Below are 18,590 nucleotides of genomic sequence, written 5' to 3' on the forward strand. Positions count from 1 at the left end.
TTGTTGTAGAAACTAAAGCAGAACAACCAACGATAAATGAAATCGTAACTATCCAAAATAATCAAGCTGTGACAACTTCATTGCAGGTTGCTGAAACGTTTGGTAAGCGTCATGACCATTTGATTGAAGCTATTAAAAATCTCGCTACCGAAAATTTGGGAGTGAAAAACTTCTTCCATGAAGACACATATCAAAATGACAGAGGTAGAGAGTATCCAATGTTCTATATGAATCGTGATGGGTTCACATTATTAGCAATGGGATTCACAGGGAAGAAAGCAATGCAATTCAAGATTAAGTATATTGAGCAATTCAATCTTATGGAACAACAATTGAAATCACAGGTTACAATAGCTTCATACATGATTGAAGACTCTATTAAACGTGCTGAGCAATGGATTGCTGAACAAAAAGAAAAAGCATTACTTGAGGAAAAGGTTCAAGAGCAAACAGTGGTTATTACTCACAAAATTTAATAAGAAGGAGTGATTTATATGTCAAGAAACTGGAATTTACCCCCGATGAAATTTAATTTGGGCGAAAAAGTCATATTCACATTCAATGGCAATGAACTAGTTGGAATAGTTGAAATAGCAGACTTTGGCGGTTCGTTTGAACACGATTTCCATTCGTATGATATTTTCGTAGCTGAAGACAATTGTTTGTATAAGCATATTCCCGAGGAAGCTTGTAGAATGGCTTGCTTCTAACGAGATTGAATCAGCGCTCAGATGACTCGAGTATTAGCTAGTGCATACTTGGTTGCATGTATTGCTATCAGGTTGATTCACAGAGGGTTTACCGAAGGCGATTTTTGCTAAGAGAATCGAATTAAAATCATGCGGTAGGGGGAAACACACTCTATCGCTTTTCTATTGGTCTAGGAGCGATACTATGAGTAAGTGAAGGCATTAACAAAAGGACTATGTAACTTGAATCACAATCTTTCAACGTTTGCAAAAGGAAATGTTCATTCCCTGCTTAACTTACTCATATTTTCACGAGCGTACAGTAGCAACAACAGCAGGCACACAGTCACATAATGACTTAATCAAGCAAGCCAAAGCCGTAGAAAATGAAAACTATGTCCGTATGATGCTAAACAATCAAAGCAAATGGAACACTCACAGGAAGCATTTCAAGGCTTGCAGGGATGATATTGAGCAGGCTTACCTTGATTCAAAGGATTTCATATATGATTTTCTTTCAGCACAGCATTAATTGTTGTGCTTCTTCTTATATTATTAGTATTTTATTTTAAATTGAAGATAAAGAATCATAGAAAAAATCAAAACTTGATTCCAAAATACTATTATTAATGATATATTTATATAACTTGGATAATTAAGGAGTGTAATGATTTGTGAGAAAAGCGTATCTTTTATTTTTATTAATTTCTATACTATTGATAATAACAGGATGTAGCGGTAGAAATATTGAAACTTTACAGGGTTCCCTGCTTGGTCATTGGAAAAGTATAGATGAAGATGGAAAGGAAACACATTATTATATTGACAAGCAGAATTTTACTACGGTTATTAATGGAACTAAGATGGTTTATGACTATAAAGTTGTTTCTGAAAATGAAGAAACTGATGAATTCTCTATAACTACTGAAAATGCTGAAGGTAGTGGAAGTAATTATTCTTTTACATTTTTGAATAAAGAAAGAACTAAAATTGAATCTTTAGTAAATATTAATACTATTAAGTCAACTAATGATGCACAAAAAGAAGCATTCGAATTAGCACGAGATTTCATTAATTCGCTTGGAGGTAGTATGGAAGTTACTGAGGAATGGGAATATGTTGATAGTACAAAGCAACCGAAGAAATAACTAGAATTATAGTGAAGTAGATATAATGTAGAGTAGGCACATTACTTAATTGTAGTGTGTCTTTTATTTGTACAAATTGAACATGATAATATTTCATTCTACTTTTTATGCGTATGTCTAATTGAATCACAACCTTGTTACCTTTCACGATACGATAAGGACTAAACCTCCAATAATCTAACCATTGGCTTATCCATGATAAAACACAGCATAAACCCCAATTATTGCTCCAATGGATAAATAGTTGAAAGAGCAGCAATACATAAATAAAAATGTTTCATTGATTAAATTGTGACTGATTCCATTTAAGATTCACATTAAGAACATACGTTTCTGACGAGAGTGGGTTGATTCTCGTTCAAGAAATACATCTATGAGAATGGTTATCAAATTACGAAAAGGTTGCTTATCGCAACTTGAGAATGGTACTATAAATTTACAAAGATAAGAAAAAAAGGAAGTGCGGTCATGGGAGAATTAATTCAAGTTCAATCAATCATAGAAGATAAGAAAGTAAATGATGCTATCCAACAGGAGATAGATAAGAAGTCAAAAATGTATGAAGGAGACTTCAATCGCTTCATGCATTATGCAGAGCAGATGAAACAACCAATATCATTTGAAACACTAGAAAAATATTTGCTACATACGATTGAAACAGGTCTTAAACTAAGTACATTCAACAAGCGTTCAGCAGGGATTAAACACTTCTTAGTCAATATATATGGATTGATTGAAACAGAAGACCAAAACAAGCGCATTGCCCTACTAAGACAAAAATACAATCATACTGCCTATGCAAAGCAGAAGCTGATGAAAGGTCAATCGGCACAATCGAAAAGTGAAGTCATGGCACTGATTGAAAAATTAGATACAAGAGCCAAAGCCATTTCCTTGTTCAATCTGATTACAGCATGTCGCCCATCTGAAATGATAAATATCAAAATTGAAGATATTAATTTAGATAATTGTTCAGTGAATGTTTACATGCAGAAACAGAGCGAGTGGAAATCTAAGCGCTTGACGCTTGAATGTGTGAACACTATTCGTGCCTACATAAAAGAATATGGTCTATCTAAAGAAAGTTACCTAGTAGGTAAAGTTGATAGATACAATAAATATCACAACACAAAAATTAGTGATACAGCATACAGAAAGTCAATTCACAAGTGGCTAGGGTTTGCACCGTACACACTACGCAAGACACAAATTTCAGCCATGCACGAAGCAGGAGCAGACCTAGCAACAATCGCAAAGCAAAGTGGTCACAAAAATCTTGAAACAATCAATAAGCACTATTTATCAGTCAATGATAGAACGGTTGACAAATATTTATGATGGGAGAATACATGTTGAATCCCAGAATATTTAAAAATAATAAAGTATGGTATCTATTAATTGCTGTTGTATCTCTTTCATATCCATTACTAATGCTAAATAAGGTTCTTTTCGCTTTTATTTTAATGTGGTTGTTTTTAGTTAGTCCATTTTTTATGAGTAAATTATTAAGTAGAATTTACAGAGAGAAATTCGAAGTGAAAATATATGTATCTAATATAAAAATGATGTTTTATTTATTTGGTGTACTTCTAATGGCACAATTTATTGAGAGGTATTTTAATCCTAATAATCCGTGGATTGTAATTATATTTTGTTGGTTGATGTTCGGGATACTATTAGTATGGTTGATTGAAAATTTAATAATACTAACTAAGCAATTACAAAGGATGATTAGAACAAAAGAAAAATCTAAAAAGTCTATTTATTATTGTTTAGCAATGATAATTCTTGTATTTATAGCACCAGATGTAACTTTTGGTTATGGATATCAATTCTTTTTCTCGATATTGTATAATATCGAATTTCAAAATTTTTTAGAGAGTTTGTATTTAAGTTTCGTTGTTACCTATACACTTCCCGTAGCAAATGAAAAATTATTATCACACATTGATTTAATTAATAAAGAGTTTGTTCTATATACATATCAAATGGTACAAATCTATTTTAAAAAGATTTTAGATATCGTATTAATTGCTTTAATAGTAGGGTATTTACAAGATTTAATTAAAGGTGATTTAAAAGGTACTGTTAAATAAAATTCACATTTTACTTAGAGTTGGTATTGTAGTTCAGTTAGCAGTCATGAGAGCGTGAGATGGCTTGTTAGGGGACATAGAGACTTTATATTTTTCCCAAAGAAGTCGAATTGATACATTGGTCAGTGAAGGTCAGAAATGTGTCGGACGGTTGGAGCGCTACATAGCAAGGCTTAGGTAGGGGGTGTTTTCCGATATTTTTATGTTGTTGAATGGAGAAACCAAGCTAGCTGTTACACGCACACCAAAAGGAAAATGAAGCGACACGAGAGTAATCTTGTGAAGTGAGGTTAATTCATTCTTCTCAGTAAGGTCAGAAGTTGTCATAATGTATTTTGTGACATATGAGTAGAGAGTATTAGCGGTACTTGCTTTAAAACTTTGAGTTTTGCTATTTAACAAAATTTAGTAAATGTTACTGTTTGTGTAGTATAATAGTTACTTGATAAATATGATTGTTTAGAATGCAATATGTGGAGTTGTTTATTTAACAAGGGGAGGAGAATGAGATTGGGTATAGTAAAAGTTGAATTTGAAAATATTAAAAGTTTAAGTAATATATATCTTAGTTTAGAAGATTTAAATGTATTAGTAGGAGTAAACGGAACGGGAAAAAGTCATATTCAAAAATTCATAAAGTATTTCTATGATAATTTGATAGATAAAAATATTGAATCAGATGTTTTCGATAAAGAAAATCCTTACAATGATTATATGAAAATATCAATTAAGTATAATCTATCGAATTTTTTGAAAATATCACAACATAATGATAATATCTTCAATAATATTTTGGACTTGCTTGATGATTTAGATGAAGTGAAGGTTACAATGATTCAATATAAAAATAATACAATTGAATGGAATTGTACATATGAACAGAGAAAAGTAATTAAATATTTATTTCCATTCTATTTGATTGATGTAAGAAATATTAAATTATTTGATTGGGAAAATATATGGAATCTTATTGGTGATTTAGGTCAAAAAAGAAGTATTGAAGAAAATAATTTTCTTCTAGAATTAGATAGTTTGTTAAAAAAGATATATGGTGATAAGTTTACTCAAAATATCTTTGGATTGAAAACAGAGCTAGAGAAATTAGGATATGGAATGGAGGTTTATAAAAATAATGAGAAATTTAAGCAATTAAATAAAATTATATTTAATGGTGAAAGCTTTAATTATAATAATCGTAACTTAGATTTTTATTCCACTGGTTCAAATTCATTTAACTATTTAAGAATATTTTATTTAGTTTTAAGTAAATTACATAAAGAAAAATTTAAAGAACCTTTAGTGATTTTAGATGAACCAGAAATAGGGCTGCATCCTACATACATAGACCAATTAATAAAATATATAACTACTTGTGAAGGAAAGATTCAAACAATCCTTTCTACACACTCATCTAGAATATTGAAGGCTACTATTGTTCAAGATAATGTTAATGTATTTCAAATATCAAACAAAAAAACTACACGATTGTAAAGAAAGTAAAATCTTTTGAAGATGTTAAGGAAAAAAGGATAATTACAGATAGAGAAGCAAGTTATTATTTTTCAAAAGGTATTTTATTTGTTGAAGGAATAACTGAGTTTGAACTTTTTACAAACAAATACTTAAAAGAATTATATCCTGAATTAGAAGAAATAGAAATATTCGCATATGATTCTAATAATATTACTCTAGATGTATCTCATCCTAGACAAAGAAAAATGAATATCCCTTATCTTTTATTACTGGATATGGATAAAATCCTTACTTATAATTCGGATAATAAAAAATTCCATGTAAAAGGTGACGAATATAATCCTTTAAATAATAAATTAATAGAGGAAAAAGAAGGGTATTATTATGGAATTTATAGGGTTTTATTAAAATTTAGAAATATGATTAAAGGAATAACTAGAAAAACGGAATTTATTCCTAATTACGTTAACTTTTATATAAATGATGCTATGTATGAGAAATTAATTTGGCATTTAAAAATTTATTGTAGATTCTACAACGTATATCCCGTCGAAACTACAATTGAAGGTGCTATTATAACTACAAATAATTATTATATTTTCTATGAGTGGATATTAAGTGAGTCGTCGAGTTATCCTAAAAAAGAAAAACTAAAAGAGGTATATGAAAAAAATGAAAATGATTTTTATAGATTAGAGATACTTAAACATATAGTTGATGGTAGGACTCAATTTTTAACGAATTTAGATGAAGATAAAATAAATAGTTATATTTATAATAGTGAAGTTCGAGAGTGTTATAAAATGGCATTAAAACTTCCGAAGTTAGGTAAATCATCTGGTTGGGTATCTGAATTTTTGGAATACTACTTTCAAAAAAATGACAAAAATAAAATGAAATTCAAACAAGCATTTCCAGAATTAGATGATATAATTAGAGTATTAGAAATAAAATTGAAGTAAGTAGCAAAGGTCTTTTGAGTAAGTAATTACTCTGGACACCTTGTTGTAAGTTTGGTTTAGGTCTGACAAACCTTTATCAAAAACAGATTCCAAGGTAGTAATGTTACTATTTGTGTCCGTCGGCAAATTTACGCCTATTTATGCGCATAAGACAATGCTTTCAGATGAGTGCTTACTTCTTTGTTATTTCTAAGGAGGATTATGTTTTGAAGATATATAGTGAAGACTTTTTTTATAAAAATCTATTAGGTTTTAATTCAAGAGAAGTTATTGAGGATATTGTAGTAACAGCCAATGTATATCAAAACTTTACAATTAAAGTAAATGGTAAAAATAGAGATATTAGTGCTATAAATTCTAATACAAAACTTTACCATCTTCAAAGGAAATTGTTGAAAAATTTTTTAAACAATATACCTCTTCCGAATTGTGTTTGTGGTTTTGTAGAGGGAAAAAGCTACTTAGATTTTTTAAAGCCACATTGCGGAAAAAAATATTATATCAGATTAGATATTAAAAATTTCTTTAATTCTATAAAGTCTATAAATATTGCAAAAGTTTTAGATGAGTATATTCAATTAGAAAATCAAGAGCAGAAACAACAAGTAATAAAAGATATTTGTAAAATAGTTACTTTGAATGATAGTTTACCTCAAGGTGCTGTAACTTCACCTCAATTATCTAATATTTTTTTTAGAAGACTAGATATAAGGATTAGAAATTATTGTAGAAAATTTAAAGTAGAATATACTAGATATGCTGATGATATGTTATTTTCATCAATGGAAGAAAGCTTGCATCAAGATTTTTTTGTTAATAAGATATCCAAAATAGTAAAAGATATTAATTTGAATATAAATAAAAAGAAAGTTATAAAATCAAAAAATAAGATTATCCTAAATGGATATGTAATTTCGGATAAAATTTCCTTATCAAGAAATAAAATGAAAAAGATAAATACTTTTATTTATTCATTCATTTAATAAGTTGGATGGGAAGAAAAAAAAATCTGCAAGTACAGAAGAATACACATACAGATTAGCTGGGGTGAAAAATCTAGAATTTTATTTATCTGATAAACTACATATAAATAAAATGCATATTATTAATTTCCTAGCGGGTTATAGGTCATTTTTAATGACTTTTTCTAAACCTAATATAGAAGACTATTGTATTGATTATTCGGATAAAATAAAAGAAATTGAAGCTATACTTAAGAAATTAACGCAAGAAAAACTTTCTTATAATAGTAGGAGATATGATGTTGCGATAATTATAAAATATGTAAAATTTGGAAAAGTTAATGGTTTCAATATTGAAGTTAGAAGAACAGATAAAGTTAGCAATAAGGATAAAATAGTATATGAATCATTAAAAATGGATTCTAATGATATGACTTTATTTGTAAAATTCTATCCACATCCTCTTAGTATTGTGCAAGTAATAAGTGATATTGAGAAAAAGTCTTCTAAAAATTGGGCGCTAATGGAAAATATAAAAGAAATTAATTATGCTTTAAATATTAATGAGCGTAAAGGGATTTTTAAGGTATAATTTAGGTTAGTAGGTCTTTGAACCAAGTTCGTAAATATGTAATACTCCCTAATGGAGAAAATCGTTTAAATTAATTGCATGATGTTACTTGAAAGAGAGCAGAAACTTGCTCTCTTTTTTGTTGCACTAAGAGTGTAAAATCATTACTTTAGTGACGTATCAGAAGCGCTGACCATGGGCAATAGGAGCATGGGTGGATTGATTCAAGAGAGCAAGAAGTAGGCTCTCTTTTTCTTTTATTTAGCATGTGAAATCTATTTGGTACATATTATTATGTTACTTTTGTGCTGTTCCTGTTAATATTTTACCATAAAACTAAATTTTTAAACATTCTGTTTTTCTTCCTATTATTACTATACTCTGAAGTAGAAGGCTAGCTTAACAAGCTAATATTGTAGCTACTTTATGTGGCATAGGAGGAAGGAATGGTAAGATTTAAAGATTTGAATTTTGGATTGGGAATGTTTTTACACACGATTGAAAGTGAAGAAGAGTTTACAGATTATAAGTATTTAATAAAATCTCTAAAGCCTGATGTTGTAAAAGAAAGTATTAAAGAAGGCTATTTTAGTAAAGTTCCTGATGAATTGAAGAATGATAGCTTAGTTAAAAAAGCTTATTATGAGAAATTAGAAAAACTAGATATGATACGGATAAAGAAAAGAGATATTGCTAATGATAGTATGTTTGATTATCAAGGTATGGTCGTCAGGATTAAATTTAATCACCTAGAAATGTGGGGTACTTCTCATTGTAAGGCAAAAGTGATATCAGTTGATTTTGATTAGCAGCAACGGGAGTTTAGACTGATATTAGAATTAATAAGAGAAAAAGGAGGAAGGGGAGTTGGGTCATTTAGGAGACATGGTACTTATGCATCATATATTGATTCGATTGTAGTTGAGGACTAACTATCATGATAAAGATGTGATGTATAAATTCGGTGGGGTTATGAAAATTGTATACACGGAATTAACTACTTAGATAAATGAAGCGAAAAATTGTAAGGTGTCAGCGATTACATTGTTACCCAAATTAGCAGGCAGAAATATAGAATTGAACGAGGTTCAAAATAAATCATATAAAGCTGCAATTCACTTGAGTATTAGGTGTTATAAAATGGAGGGGGTAAAACTTGAAATTTGTATATTATAACGATACTGGCAGAGAAATAAGTATCCATCCAGCAACCAAGGTACATGGCACAAAATGTGATATGTCAACAATTTATCCATTAGAAGAACGGACTTTTATTCTACCTGAAAACACATATCCTTGGGTGAAAATGTGGGACTATGGAGAAGAACGTGGTCTTAGTATTTTAGTCTCCCCTCAAAGTGGAGAGTAAAAAATCTTCTTTCATTGAGACTATTACGCTAGCAAATAAAATTAAAATGAGGTTGAAACAGCTTAATAATTAGTACTAGAGAGTGTGCAGTCGGCTCTCTTTTTTTATTTACTATTTAAAAAGCTACTTCTCAAAAAGTAACCATTACTGTATACTTAAAATTAATAGAATTTAATAAGAAGTAGTAATTATAAGTTAATTGAAAACAAAAACACTATTATAGCGATTAATACTGCTCATTAAGAGTGAATAAGGTAAATACATCTTATTTAATTTCTTTACGAATGAAGATGTTATAGATTTTGCATCAGCAAAAACGTCTGATTTGCAATTATTCGCTGAATACTTCCGTCTAATGGCAGAGGAAGGTATCTTCTTACCGCCATCTCAATTTGAAGGTTTATTTATTTCTACCGCACATACAGAGGAGCATATCGCAAAAACAGTTGATGCCTTCCATAAAGTATTTGCACAATTAGCAAGATAATAGACAGTTACAAAATAGCATGCTAGAAATATTTTCTGGCATGCTATTTTTTGTTGTTTACTAATGTAATTTGCCTTGGTCTGTAATGGCTTATATTTTTGCAGTTCACCACCAATAGTAGTTTATGACTTTTGTTAAAATGTCTACTATGTAAATAAGTTGATTGGAGTGGAGACTGGGCGACTCCTTGGGGATCAGCGATAGAGGAACGAAGGCTAAAAGCATCACATTCTGTGATAACGCCTTCGTGACCAACATCCTGTTGGCCCGAGACCCTGCAGCAAAGCGAAGCGGCTCATCGGACGCCCCCAGGAAGCTTTGCTCTGTGCGAAAGCGTAGTGCTAACGTAGCGGCAGCAACAAAGCGCCCAGTCGGAACGGAAATCAACCACACGTTTTGGTGATCCATTTTTATCCGTTAAATGACAATGAATGTATGATCGCTTCCGTTTGAAAAAATTTTTATTAAAATTATAACTTTCAGCATAGCCAAATTGTGGGCGAAATCGTATATAATATAGCTATTCGTAAAAGAAAGTAGTGAATTGATATGGCAACTGGCACACATATGGTCGAAGTACCCGTAGGAATTGAAAATGTATGGGATTTCGTCAGTGATATGGAAAAATGGGCAAAGCTTGTCCCAGGTTATAATGCACATGAAATGATTGATGAAAAACATTCAAATTGGACGTTTAAAGGCAATGTTGGTGTTCTGAAAAAAACAGTACAAGTAGAGATTACTATTTTAGAATGGGTAGCTCCTACAAAAGTAACATTCGAATTAAAAGGACTTTCTGATAACTTTTCAGGAAACGGTTATTTTCTAGCGGAAAGTATTGATGCAGAAAATACAAAAATGACAGGCTTCTTAGAAGTAACTGCAGGAGGATTAGCTGGTCCAGTTTTAAATCCAATCTTTAAGCCGATTGTACCTAAAGCAACACAAATGTTAACAGACCGTGTAGCAAATAAAATTAAATTGGTGAATGTATAATAACGCTGGTAACTTTTTTCAGCGGATGTTCAAACGCTCGCTGAAATAGGGGAACTCAGGCTGAAAACTTCACATCCAGTGAAAACGCCTGAGTGACCAACCTCAGTGCTGTTGCCGCTGACGCTTCGCTTTCGCGCAAAACACTTTTGTTAGCCCAAAGCACTGTCATGGAATCGGCCTTGTAAAAGCAAATTCCAGACGAATAGCCGAGGCATAACATAATTGAAATAAACAGTAAAAAGGCATGCTAGACGTTCTAGTATGCCTTTTTTAGGCTCATTATTGGGGCTGATTCCCATTACGGCCGGGGCGCTCCCCTTGGGAACAATACAAAATCCGAATGCATTGTATATCTTCGTGAAAATAAAAAGTAACAGCTATATTTTTAGGCCAAGACGAAATTCTATAGCATACTATCCTTCGAAGCTTCATATGATGCAAGGGGAGGGATTATTATCGAACAGAAAACTTGGAATATGAGTGAAACTTTTTGTTTTCCTGGTTATGGCAGTCCAACAGAAATAGCAGACGTACAAATTATGCCACGGTGGCAGACGATGCAGTTAGAAGATTCTCTACGTTTAATGGGTATCTATCATATCACAGCGCATGTTCGTTTTGATTTTCAAGACATGAAAGCTTTTCTTGATGATGAAGAATTAGTACAAATTGATGCGCTCGATATTCAAGGGGATACTGGTTATTTTGAGTATGCAGTTCCTTTAAATGTAGATTTACCAAAGGAAGCAGCTATTGAAGATTTAATGGTAAAGGATGTTCGACCTAAATTGACGAATCAGATGTGTCAGCTCGAATGGACGGTTACAAGTATTTTTAATGAGCCTGAGCCAGCATTCGCTTTAGAAAAACAGCCTGTTACTGTCAATGCCTCAGCTCAAATAGAGAAGGGATCTCCTATAAAAGAAACGGCAGCTGTAATAGCTTCGATTCAAGAAGAAAAACCTGCAGCTGTAGTAGCTTCGATTCAAGAAGAAAAACCTGCGGCTGTCGTAGCTTCGATTCAAGAAGAAAAACCTGCGGCTGTTGTTGCTTCGGCACAAGAAGAAAAAACTATAGCTGTAATGGCTTCGACACAAGAAGAAAAACCTACAGCTGAAGCGGCTACGGCACAAGTAGAAAACTCTACAGTTGTAACAACATCAGAACAAAAGGAAAAATCGGTAACATTTAAAAAGGAAAAGTCTGAAGCAATAGTAGCTTCAGACAAAAAAGAAAAGACTGCACCAGCTGAGCAAAAAAAAATGTTGAGGGAATCCTCAAGTCATATTGTAGTCCGTGAATCCAGCTCCTGGCATGAAGTTCCATCGATGATTTGGGATTTAACGGAAGATTATACACCGCTAAAGGTTCGTGTTTCAAATGACTTCATTCAAAAGTAAATAGCATAGAAGTAGCAGGAGCAATAAGATGATGAAATCTCCAGATGTTGGAATGATGATGACACGTATAAACTGAAAAACACAAATTGGTACAATTATCGTTTTACAATAAAAACGAAATTGTCGTAACCATGGTGGTAAAAGCCAAGGATTATACTTACGTCGTCGCATTTGAATTTTCACTTCCTTTTCTAGTAGTGCTTCCTAAAAATGACTAAATCACTTGAAAAAATGCACGATTTTGCGGTACAATGTGAAAAAGTCGAATATAGATGCTATGACAGGGAAGAGTAAATTATTAGTACATTTTAAGAGAGGAAACGGTAGCTGAAAAGTTTCTATTTGTACCTAATTGAATGTAGCCCTTGAGCAGCTTTAGTGAATTAACAGTAGTTAAAGCCGGTTAAACACCGTTACCGAATTGAGAGCCAGTAGTAAAAGGTTTAAGCGAGTAGTACATTTTTTCTGATAAAATGTGTGGCAGCTTAACTCGCCTCTGCTGGAATTAAAGGTGGTACCGCGAATTTAAACTCCTTCGTCCTTTTAGACGTTAGGAGTTTTTTTTATTTTCATCAATCTTCTGGTATATGTGCCTCTAGCTGAGACATAAAAACAGAACGATATCACACCGGTAAAATTATTAAGTCAACAGGAGGAGTCAAAATGACAGAAAACATTTCAATGCCTACAAAATATGATCCACAGTCCATTGAAGCGGGTCGTTATGAATGGTGGTTACAAGGGAAATTTTTTGAGGCGCAGCCTACAAGTAATAAGGAGCCTTATTCTATCGTTATTCCACCGCCGAATGTAACAGGTAAATTACATCTTGGTCATGCTTGGGATACAACATTACAAGATATTTTAATTCGTATGAAGCGCATGCAAGGTTACGATGCACTGTGGTTACCAGGAATGGACCATGCAGGTATTGCAACACAGGCAAAAGTAGAGGCCAAACTACGTGAAGATAATATGTCACGTTATGATTTAGGGCGTGAAAAATTCCTAGAAAAAACATGGGAATGGAAAGAAGAGTATGCTGGGCATATTCGCGATCAATGGGCGAAGCTTGGTCTTGCATTAGATTATTCTCGTGAGCGTTTCACACTAGACCAAGGTCTTTCCGATGCAGTTAAAGCTGTTTTCGTTCAATTATATGAAAAAGGCTTAATTTATCGCGGTGAACGCATTATTAACTGGGACCCTGCTGCAAAAACAGCCTTATCAGATATTGAAGTTATTTATCAAGATGTTCAAGGTGCATTCTATCATATGAAATACCCATTAGCTGATGGGTCGGGATATGTGGAAGTTGCAACTACACGTCCTGAAACAATGCTAGGTGACTCTGGGGTAGCCGTTCACCCGAAAGATGAGCGCTATCAACACTTAATCGGTAAAACAGTTATTTTACCAATCGTTGGCCGTGAAATTCCTATCGTAGCAGATGACTACGTAGATATGGAATTTGGGACTGGTGTTGTAAAAATGACACCAGCACATGATCCTAATGACTTTGAGGTTGGTAACCGCCACAACCTTGAACGCATTCTTGTTATGAATGAAGATGGTACAATGAACGAGCTTGCTGGCAAGTATAACGGTATGGATCGCTTTGAATGCCGTAAGCAAATCGTAGCTGATTTACAAGAATCGGGCGTGCTTATTCGTATTGAAGAGCATACACATTCAGTAGGTCACTCTGAACGTTCTGGTGCTGTTGTAGAGCCGTATCTTTCAGCACAATGGTTCGTAAAAATGCAACCACTAGCAGATGCTTCACTTGCTCTTCAAAAAGATGAAGAAGGCAAAGTGAACTTCGTACCATCTCGTTTTGAAAACACATATTCTCGTTGGATGGAAAACATTCGTGACTGGTGTATCTCTCGTCAGTTATGGTGGGGTCACCAAATCCCAGCTTGGTATCACAATGAAACAGGTGAAATTTACGTAGGAAAAGAAGCACCAGCAGATGCAGAAAATTGGACACAAGATGAAGACGTTTTAGATACATGGTTCTCGTCAGCACTATGGCCATTTTCTACAATGGGTTGGCCGGATGAGACAAATGAAGAATACAAACGTTACTATCCAACAAGCACACTTGTAACTGGTTATGATATTATTTTCTTCTGGGTTTCTCGTATGATTTTCCAAGGTCTTGAATTTACAGGTCAACGTCCATTCAAAGATGTTTTAATTCACGGTTTAGTACGTGATGGTGAAGGACGTAAGATGAGTAAATCACTTGGCAATGGTGTAGACCCTATGGACGTTATTGATCAATATGGTGCCGATTCATTGCGTTACTTCTTAGCTACTGGATCTTCACCTGGTCAGGATTTACGCTATACAACTGAAAAAGTAGAAGCCATTTGGAACTTCTCTAACAAAATTTGGAATGCCTCTCGTTTTGCTTTAATGAACATGGAAGGTATGACATTTGATGAAATCGACTTAACTGGTGAAAAATCAGTTGCCGATAAATGGATTCTAACTCGTTTAAATGAAACAATTGAACGTGTAACATCTCTTGCAGAACGCTACGAATTTGGCGAAGTTGGCCGCGAGCTTTATAACTTTATTTGGGATGATTTCTGTTCTTGGTATATTGAAATGGCGAAATTACCGTTATACGGTGAAGACGAAGCAGCTAAGAAAACAACTCGTTCTATTTTAGCTTACGTTTTAGATCAAACGATGCGTCTATTACATCCATTCATGCCATTCATTACAGAAGAAATCTGGCAGCACTTACCTCATGAAGGTGAATCAATCACAGTGGCAGCATGGCCAACTGTACGTACGGATCTTCATTTTGCTGAGGAAGCAGACAATATGAAGCTCCTAATGGATATTATACGTTCGGTACGTAATATTCGTGCGGAAGTAAATACACCTATGAGCAAAAAAGTGCCGCTATACATTTCAGCGAAGGATGTAGCAACGGCTACAGTACTTGAAGCCAATAAAGCCTATTTAGAAAAATTCTGTAATCCAGAAACGCTAACAATTGGAGAAAATTTAGAAGCTCCTGGTCAATCGATGACAGCAGTAGTTACTGGAGCTGAACTATTCCTACCGCTTGTTGGACTTATTAATCTAGAAGAAGAAATTGCTCGTCTTGAAAAAGAATTAGAGAAGTGGGCAAAAGAAGTCCAACTTGTAACTGGTAAGTTATCGAATGAAAAATTCGTGTCCAAAGCACCAGAAGCATTAGTTAATGCAGAACGTGAAAAATTAGCCGATTATGAAAGTAAACATGCGGTTGTATTAAAACGTTTAGAAGAACTGAAAAATATGTAATATTAGGACAGCGGATGGCGAAAGTCATCCGCTGTTTTTGATATGCAACAAAAGTTTTAGGTGAAAACATATAGTAATTAAATCATGTGGGAGCACTATTTGTGCACAAACAACTGCAAAAGTATTTCATTCAAAGTACAAGAGTTTTTTTCGAAATATATGTGTATTGGGCGCTACTTATACTAAAATAAAGATATTGTAGTAAGAGGGAGTGTTTCTTTTGTTTAAAACGATGCAAGAATGTACAGATTTTATTTTTACGTTAAAGGCAGTTGATTATAAACGTGCACCGCTCGTATTAATGCGAGAGGTATTAGCACTTCTTAATAACCCACAGGATAGGCTACGAGCTATCCATTTAGCTGGCTCAAACGGCAAGGGATCAACAGTGAATGCGCTGAGAGAAATGTTACAACATGCTGGCTATAAAGTTGGCGCCTTTACTTCACCCCATTTAGAGCGTGTTAATGAACGTATGACTATTAATGGAATTCAAATTTCTGATGAACAATTTCTACACTATATGAACAACATTGCTGAGATTATTGAGGCACATTGTGATGGTGACTTTCCGAGCTTTTTTGAAGTTGTAACACTTATTATGTTCCAACATTTTGCGGATCAAGAAGTGGATATTGCGCTGATTGAAACAGGACTAGGTGGACGTTTAGACGCTACGAATGTCATAACGCCCTTAATGTCAATTATTACAACGATTTCACTAGAACATACTGCGTTTTTAGGAGATACATTAGCAAAGGTAGCGTTTGAGAAGGCGGGCATTATTAAAGAAAATATACCTGTTGTAGTGGGTGTTAAAAGTGCGGAGGCACTTACGGTTATCGAAGAGGTAGCAAATGAGCGTCATGCCCCATGTCTTGTTTTAGGGAAGAACTTTACGGTTGAAAACATTGAACAAGGTACTACTATACAGCACTTTAATTATCGAAAAGAAAATATGGAGATGGTAGCTGTCCCATTGAAAATGGCTGGGCAGCATCAAATAAATAATGCAAGCCTTGCGATTACAGCAATCCTGACGTTAAGAGAGAATGGAGCCATTGACATTTCAGATGAATCAATTCGTCAAGCTCTGGCAAAAGCTCAGTGGGCTGGCCGATTTGAACAATTACCGGGCAATATTATATTAGACGGAGCACATAATTCTGAAGGAACTACCGCACTAATTCAAACGCTTAAAACGGTCTATCCACGCCAAAACTATCGATTTATATATGCAGCACTATCGGATAAAGATCATGCGAAAAGTATTGCTTTAATGGATAGTATTGCTACATCCATTGCATTTACACAAATTGAGCTGCCAAATGCTATGCCTGCTGATCAATTAGCTGCATTATCTACAAATACGAACAAAATGTATAATGCGAAATGGCGTGAAATGGTGCAAACGATGCTACACCAAAGAAATATAAATGAGGATGTTATCGTCATTACAGGCTCATTGTATTTTATAGCTGAAATACGACAATGGCTTCAGGGGGAACAACGATGATTCCCAAATTGAATAGCTACAAGGAAAAGTGGAATGTTCAGAGTGATGATGTTATTAAACCTGGACTAACTGCGATTGAAGAGGCATTAGTTCGAGTAGGTAATCCAGAAAACAAATTGCAAGTCGTGCATTTAGCAGGGACTAACGGTAAAGGCTCTACACTTACATTGCTAGAATCTATCGCCAAAGAACATGGCTTACGTGTTGGTAAATTTATGTCTCCTTGTATTGTGGACGTACATGACCAAATTCAAGTAGCGGGTCAAGCTATTACAGAAGCGGAAATGAATGGTGTATTTCAACAAATGCAGACTGCCGGACTAAGTGGGAAACTAACAGATTTCGAACTTTTAACGGTTGTAACATTTTTACACTTTGTCGCTAGTGATGTAGATATTGCCCTTATTGAAGCAGGAATGGGCGGCTTACTTGATAGTACGAATGTGGTTACACCAATTGTGTCAATCATACCGAGTATCGCATTAGAGCATACGAATTTTTTAGGAAATACGATTGAAAGTATTGCCCGTCATAAAGCAGGAATTATTAAGCCGTATCGTCCAGTTATTATTGGGGATCTACCGTTAGAAGCGAAGAAATTAATTTATCAGGAAGCTCAAAAAAAGTATGCATCTGTTCTTGAACTAAATCAACAATTTTATGTGGAACAAGAGCAAGATGGAGAGGGCTATATGCATAACGGCAATGGCTTCCATGTAACGAAGCTTACGCGCACAATGAAGGGGGCTCATCAGGCAAATAATATGGCACTAGCTATTACAGCCTTTCTTGAAGTGGCGACCGCTTTAGAGTTACAAGTTAGTGAAGAAGCTGTTCAAAAAGCTGTGAAAAACGCAACTATTTTAGGACGTTTTGAAGAAATTATGCCTTATATTTTTTTAGACGGTGCGCATAATCCAGCGAGTGCTAAAGAATTAATCGCAACGATTAAGCAAGAGTTTCCAAATGAGCAGATTACTTTTGTAATTGGTATTCTTGCGGATAAGGCTGTAAAAGAGATTTTGCAGCAATTCGAGCAGGTAAGTGATTGTTTTTATTTTGTTGATTTCAATAATCCCCGTGCGATGGCTGCTCACAACATGCTTAAGCTGTCGAACGCTTCTCATAAAGCAATTTTAGAGGATTATGGGCAATTTTTAAAACGACAGTCAGAAAACAAATCGAGAACGATTGTCTCGGGTTCGTTGTATTTATTAACAGAAGTACGAAGTAGATTAAAAAATATTTAACATCTAGTTTGAGTGAACAATATATTTGCAGTAAAAAATCAGGTTCTCATTAAAAATGAGTCCTGATTTTTTAAATTTAGTGTGAAAAATAATTCTTTAATTTTGGGGTACTCCGGTCTTTCCATTTATTCTCTTCTAATCGAAAATTTCTTCTTGGTGATAACGAATAAAAGCGCCCAGTCGGAACGGAACTCAACCATACGTTAAGGTAATGTTCTAATTCCTTTTTTTGTCAAAGTTAATCTTACAAATAGTAGAGTAAAGAATGAGGGCACTGAAAAAGTCCATATCTTCTCACATTGCGAGGTATTCAGCGGTTAATCGTCGAATACCTCGCTTTTTTCATTTGGCACTGTGACTCT

Annotated in this window: 16 protein-coding genes, 1 pseudogene and 1 other annotated feature; all 17 genes and pseudogenes read left to right on the forward strand. The window is 33.9% G+C overall.

Annotated elements, in window-relative coordinates; genetic code table 11:
- The first annotated feature begins 50 nt into the window (after positions 1-50).
- The 17 genes and pseudogenes from ACIQ7N_RS11735 to ACIQ7N_RS11815 all read left to right on the forward strand — a co-directional run bounded on the left by ACIQ7N_RS11735 (position 51) and on the right by ACIQ7N_RS11815 (position 18,228).
- Positions 51-476 (forward strand): Rha family transcriptional regulator, encoded by a 426-nt coding sequence (locus tag ACIQ7N_RS11735; RefSeq protein WP_402932179.1) that lies wholly within the window; start codon positions 51-53, stop codon positions 474-476.
- Between the two features lie 18 nt (positions 477-494).
- Positions 495-710 (forward strand): hypothetical protein, encoded by a 216-nt coding sequence (locus ACIQ7N_RS11740; protein WP_402932146.1) that lies wholly within the window; start codon positions 495-497, stop codon positions 708-710.
- Between the two features lie 653 nt (positions 711-1,363).
- The gene (locus ACIQ7N_RS11745) at positions 1,364-1,837 is read left to right on the forward strand and encodes a hypothetical protein (RefSeq protein ID WP_402932148.1); all 474 of its coding nucleotides are present in this window, start codon (positions 1,364-1,366) and stop codon (positions 1,835-1,837) included.
- Between the two features lie 468 nt (positions 1,838-2,305).
- Complete coding sequence (locus ACIQ7N_RS11750; protein ID WP_402932149.1) at positions 2,306-3,175, forward strand: tyrosine-type recombinase/integrase; 870 nt, start codon at positions 2,306-2,308, stop codon at positions 3,173-3,175.
- A 14-nt stretch (positions 3,176-3,189) separates the two neighbouring features.
- Positions 3,190-3,933: a hypothetical protein gene (locus ACIQ7N_RS11755; RefSeq protein WP_402932151.1), complete on the forward strand. Its 744-nt coding sequence runs from the start codon at positions 3,190-3,192 to the stop codon at positions 3,931-3,933.
- A 510-nt stretch (positions 3,934-4,443) separates the two neighbouring features.
- A complete protein-coding gene (locus ACIQ7N_RS11760; protein ID WP_402932153.1) occupies positions 4,444-5,424 on the forward strand; it encodes a retron Eco8 family effector endonuclease in 981 nt (326 codons plus the stop codon).
- 227 nt (positions 5,425-5,651) lie between these two features.
- Positions 5,652-6,368, forward strand: a complete 717-nt coding sequence (locus ACIQ7N_RS11765; protein WP_402932155.1) for a hypothetical protein — start codon at positions 5,652-5,654, stop codon at positions 6,366-6,368.
- Between the two features lie 206 nt (positions 6,369-6,574).
- Positions 6,575-7,351 (forward strand): reverse transcriptase family protein, encoded by a 777-nt coding sequence (locus ACIQ7N_RS11770; RefSeq protein ID WP_402932157.1) that lies wholly within the window; start codon positions 6,575-6,577, stop codon positions 7,349-7,351.
- 4 nt (positions 7,352-7,355) lie between these two features.
- Positions 7,356-7,922, forward strand: a complete 567-nt coding sequence (locus ACIQ7N_RS11775; RefSeq protein ID WP_402932159.1) for a hypothetical protein — start codon at positions 7,356-7,358, stop codon at positions 7,920-7,922.
- Between the two features lie 425 nt (positions 7,923-8,347).
- Positions 8,348-8,710 (forward strand): hypothetical protein, encoded by a 363-nt coding sequence (locus ACIQ7N_RS11780; protein WP_402932160.1) that lies wholly within the window; start codon positions 8,348-8,350, stop codon positions 8,708-8,710.
- A 347-nt stretch (positions 8,711-9,057) separates the two neighbouring features.
- Positions 9,058-9,270: a hypothetical protein gene (locus ACIQ7N_RS11785; RefSeq protein ID WP_402932161.1), complete on the forward strand. Its 213-nt coding sequence runs from the start codon at positions 9,058-9,060 to the stop codon at positions 9,268-9,270.
- Positions 9,271-9,544: 274 nt separating this feature from the next.
- Positions 9,545-9,757: pseudogene (locus ACIQ7N_RS11790) on the forward strand (aspartate aminotransferase family protein); the annotation flags it as partial.
- 549 nt (positions 9,758-10,306) lie between these two features.
- Entirely contained in the window at positions 10,307-10,753 is a 447-nt protein-coding gene (locus tag ACIQ7N_RS11795; RefSeq protein ID WP_132357001.1) for an SRPBCC family protein, read from the forward strand.
- 476 nt (positions 10,754-11,229) lie between these two features.
- Positions 11,230-12,153 (forward strand): valyl-tRNA synthetase, encoded by a 924-nt coding sequence (locus tag ACIQ7N_RS11800; RefSeq protein WP_402932163.1) that lies wholly within the window; start codon positions 11,230-11,232, stop codon positions 12,151-12,153.
- A 268-nt stretch (positions 12,154-12,421) separates the two neighbouring features.
- Positions 12,422-12,699 (forward strand) — a binding site (T-box leader).
- A gap of 117 nt (positions 12,700-12,816) precedes the next feature.
- The gene (locus ACIQ7N_RS11805) at positions 12,817-15,462 is read left to right on the forward strand and encodes a valine--tRNA ligase (RefSeq protein ID WP_402932165.1); all 2,646 of its coding nucleotides are present in this window, start codon (positions 12,817-12,819) and stop codon (positions 15,460-15,462) included.
- Positions 15,463-15,682: 220 nt separating this feature from the next.
- On the forward strand, positions 15,683-16,978 hold the full coding sequence (locus ACIQ7N_RS11810) for a bifunctional folylpolyglutamate synthase/dihydrofolate synthase (RefSeq protein WP_402932167.1): 1,296 nt from the start codon (positions 15,683-15,685) through the stop codon (positions 16,976-16,978).
- Positions 16,975-18,228 carry a bifunctional folylpolyglutamate synthase/dihydrofolate synthase gene (locus ACIQ7N_RS11815; RefSeq protein WP_402932169.1) on the forward strand — a complete coding sequence of 418 codons (1,254 nt, stop codon included), beginning with the start codon at positions 16,975-16,977 and terminating at the stop codon, positions 18,226-18,228. Before ACIQ7N_RS11810 ends, ACIQ7N_RS11815 begins: the two co-directional genes overlap by 4 nt.
- Positions 18,229-18,590: the final 362 nt, after the last annotated feature.

Source organism: Lysinibacillus sp. NPDC095746, assembly GCF_044763535.1.
GTDB lineage: Bacteria > Bacillota > Bacilli > Bacillales_A > Planococcaceae > Lysinibacillus.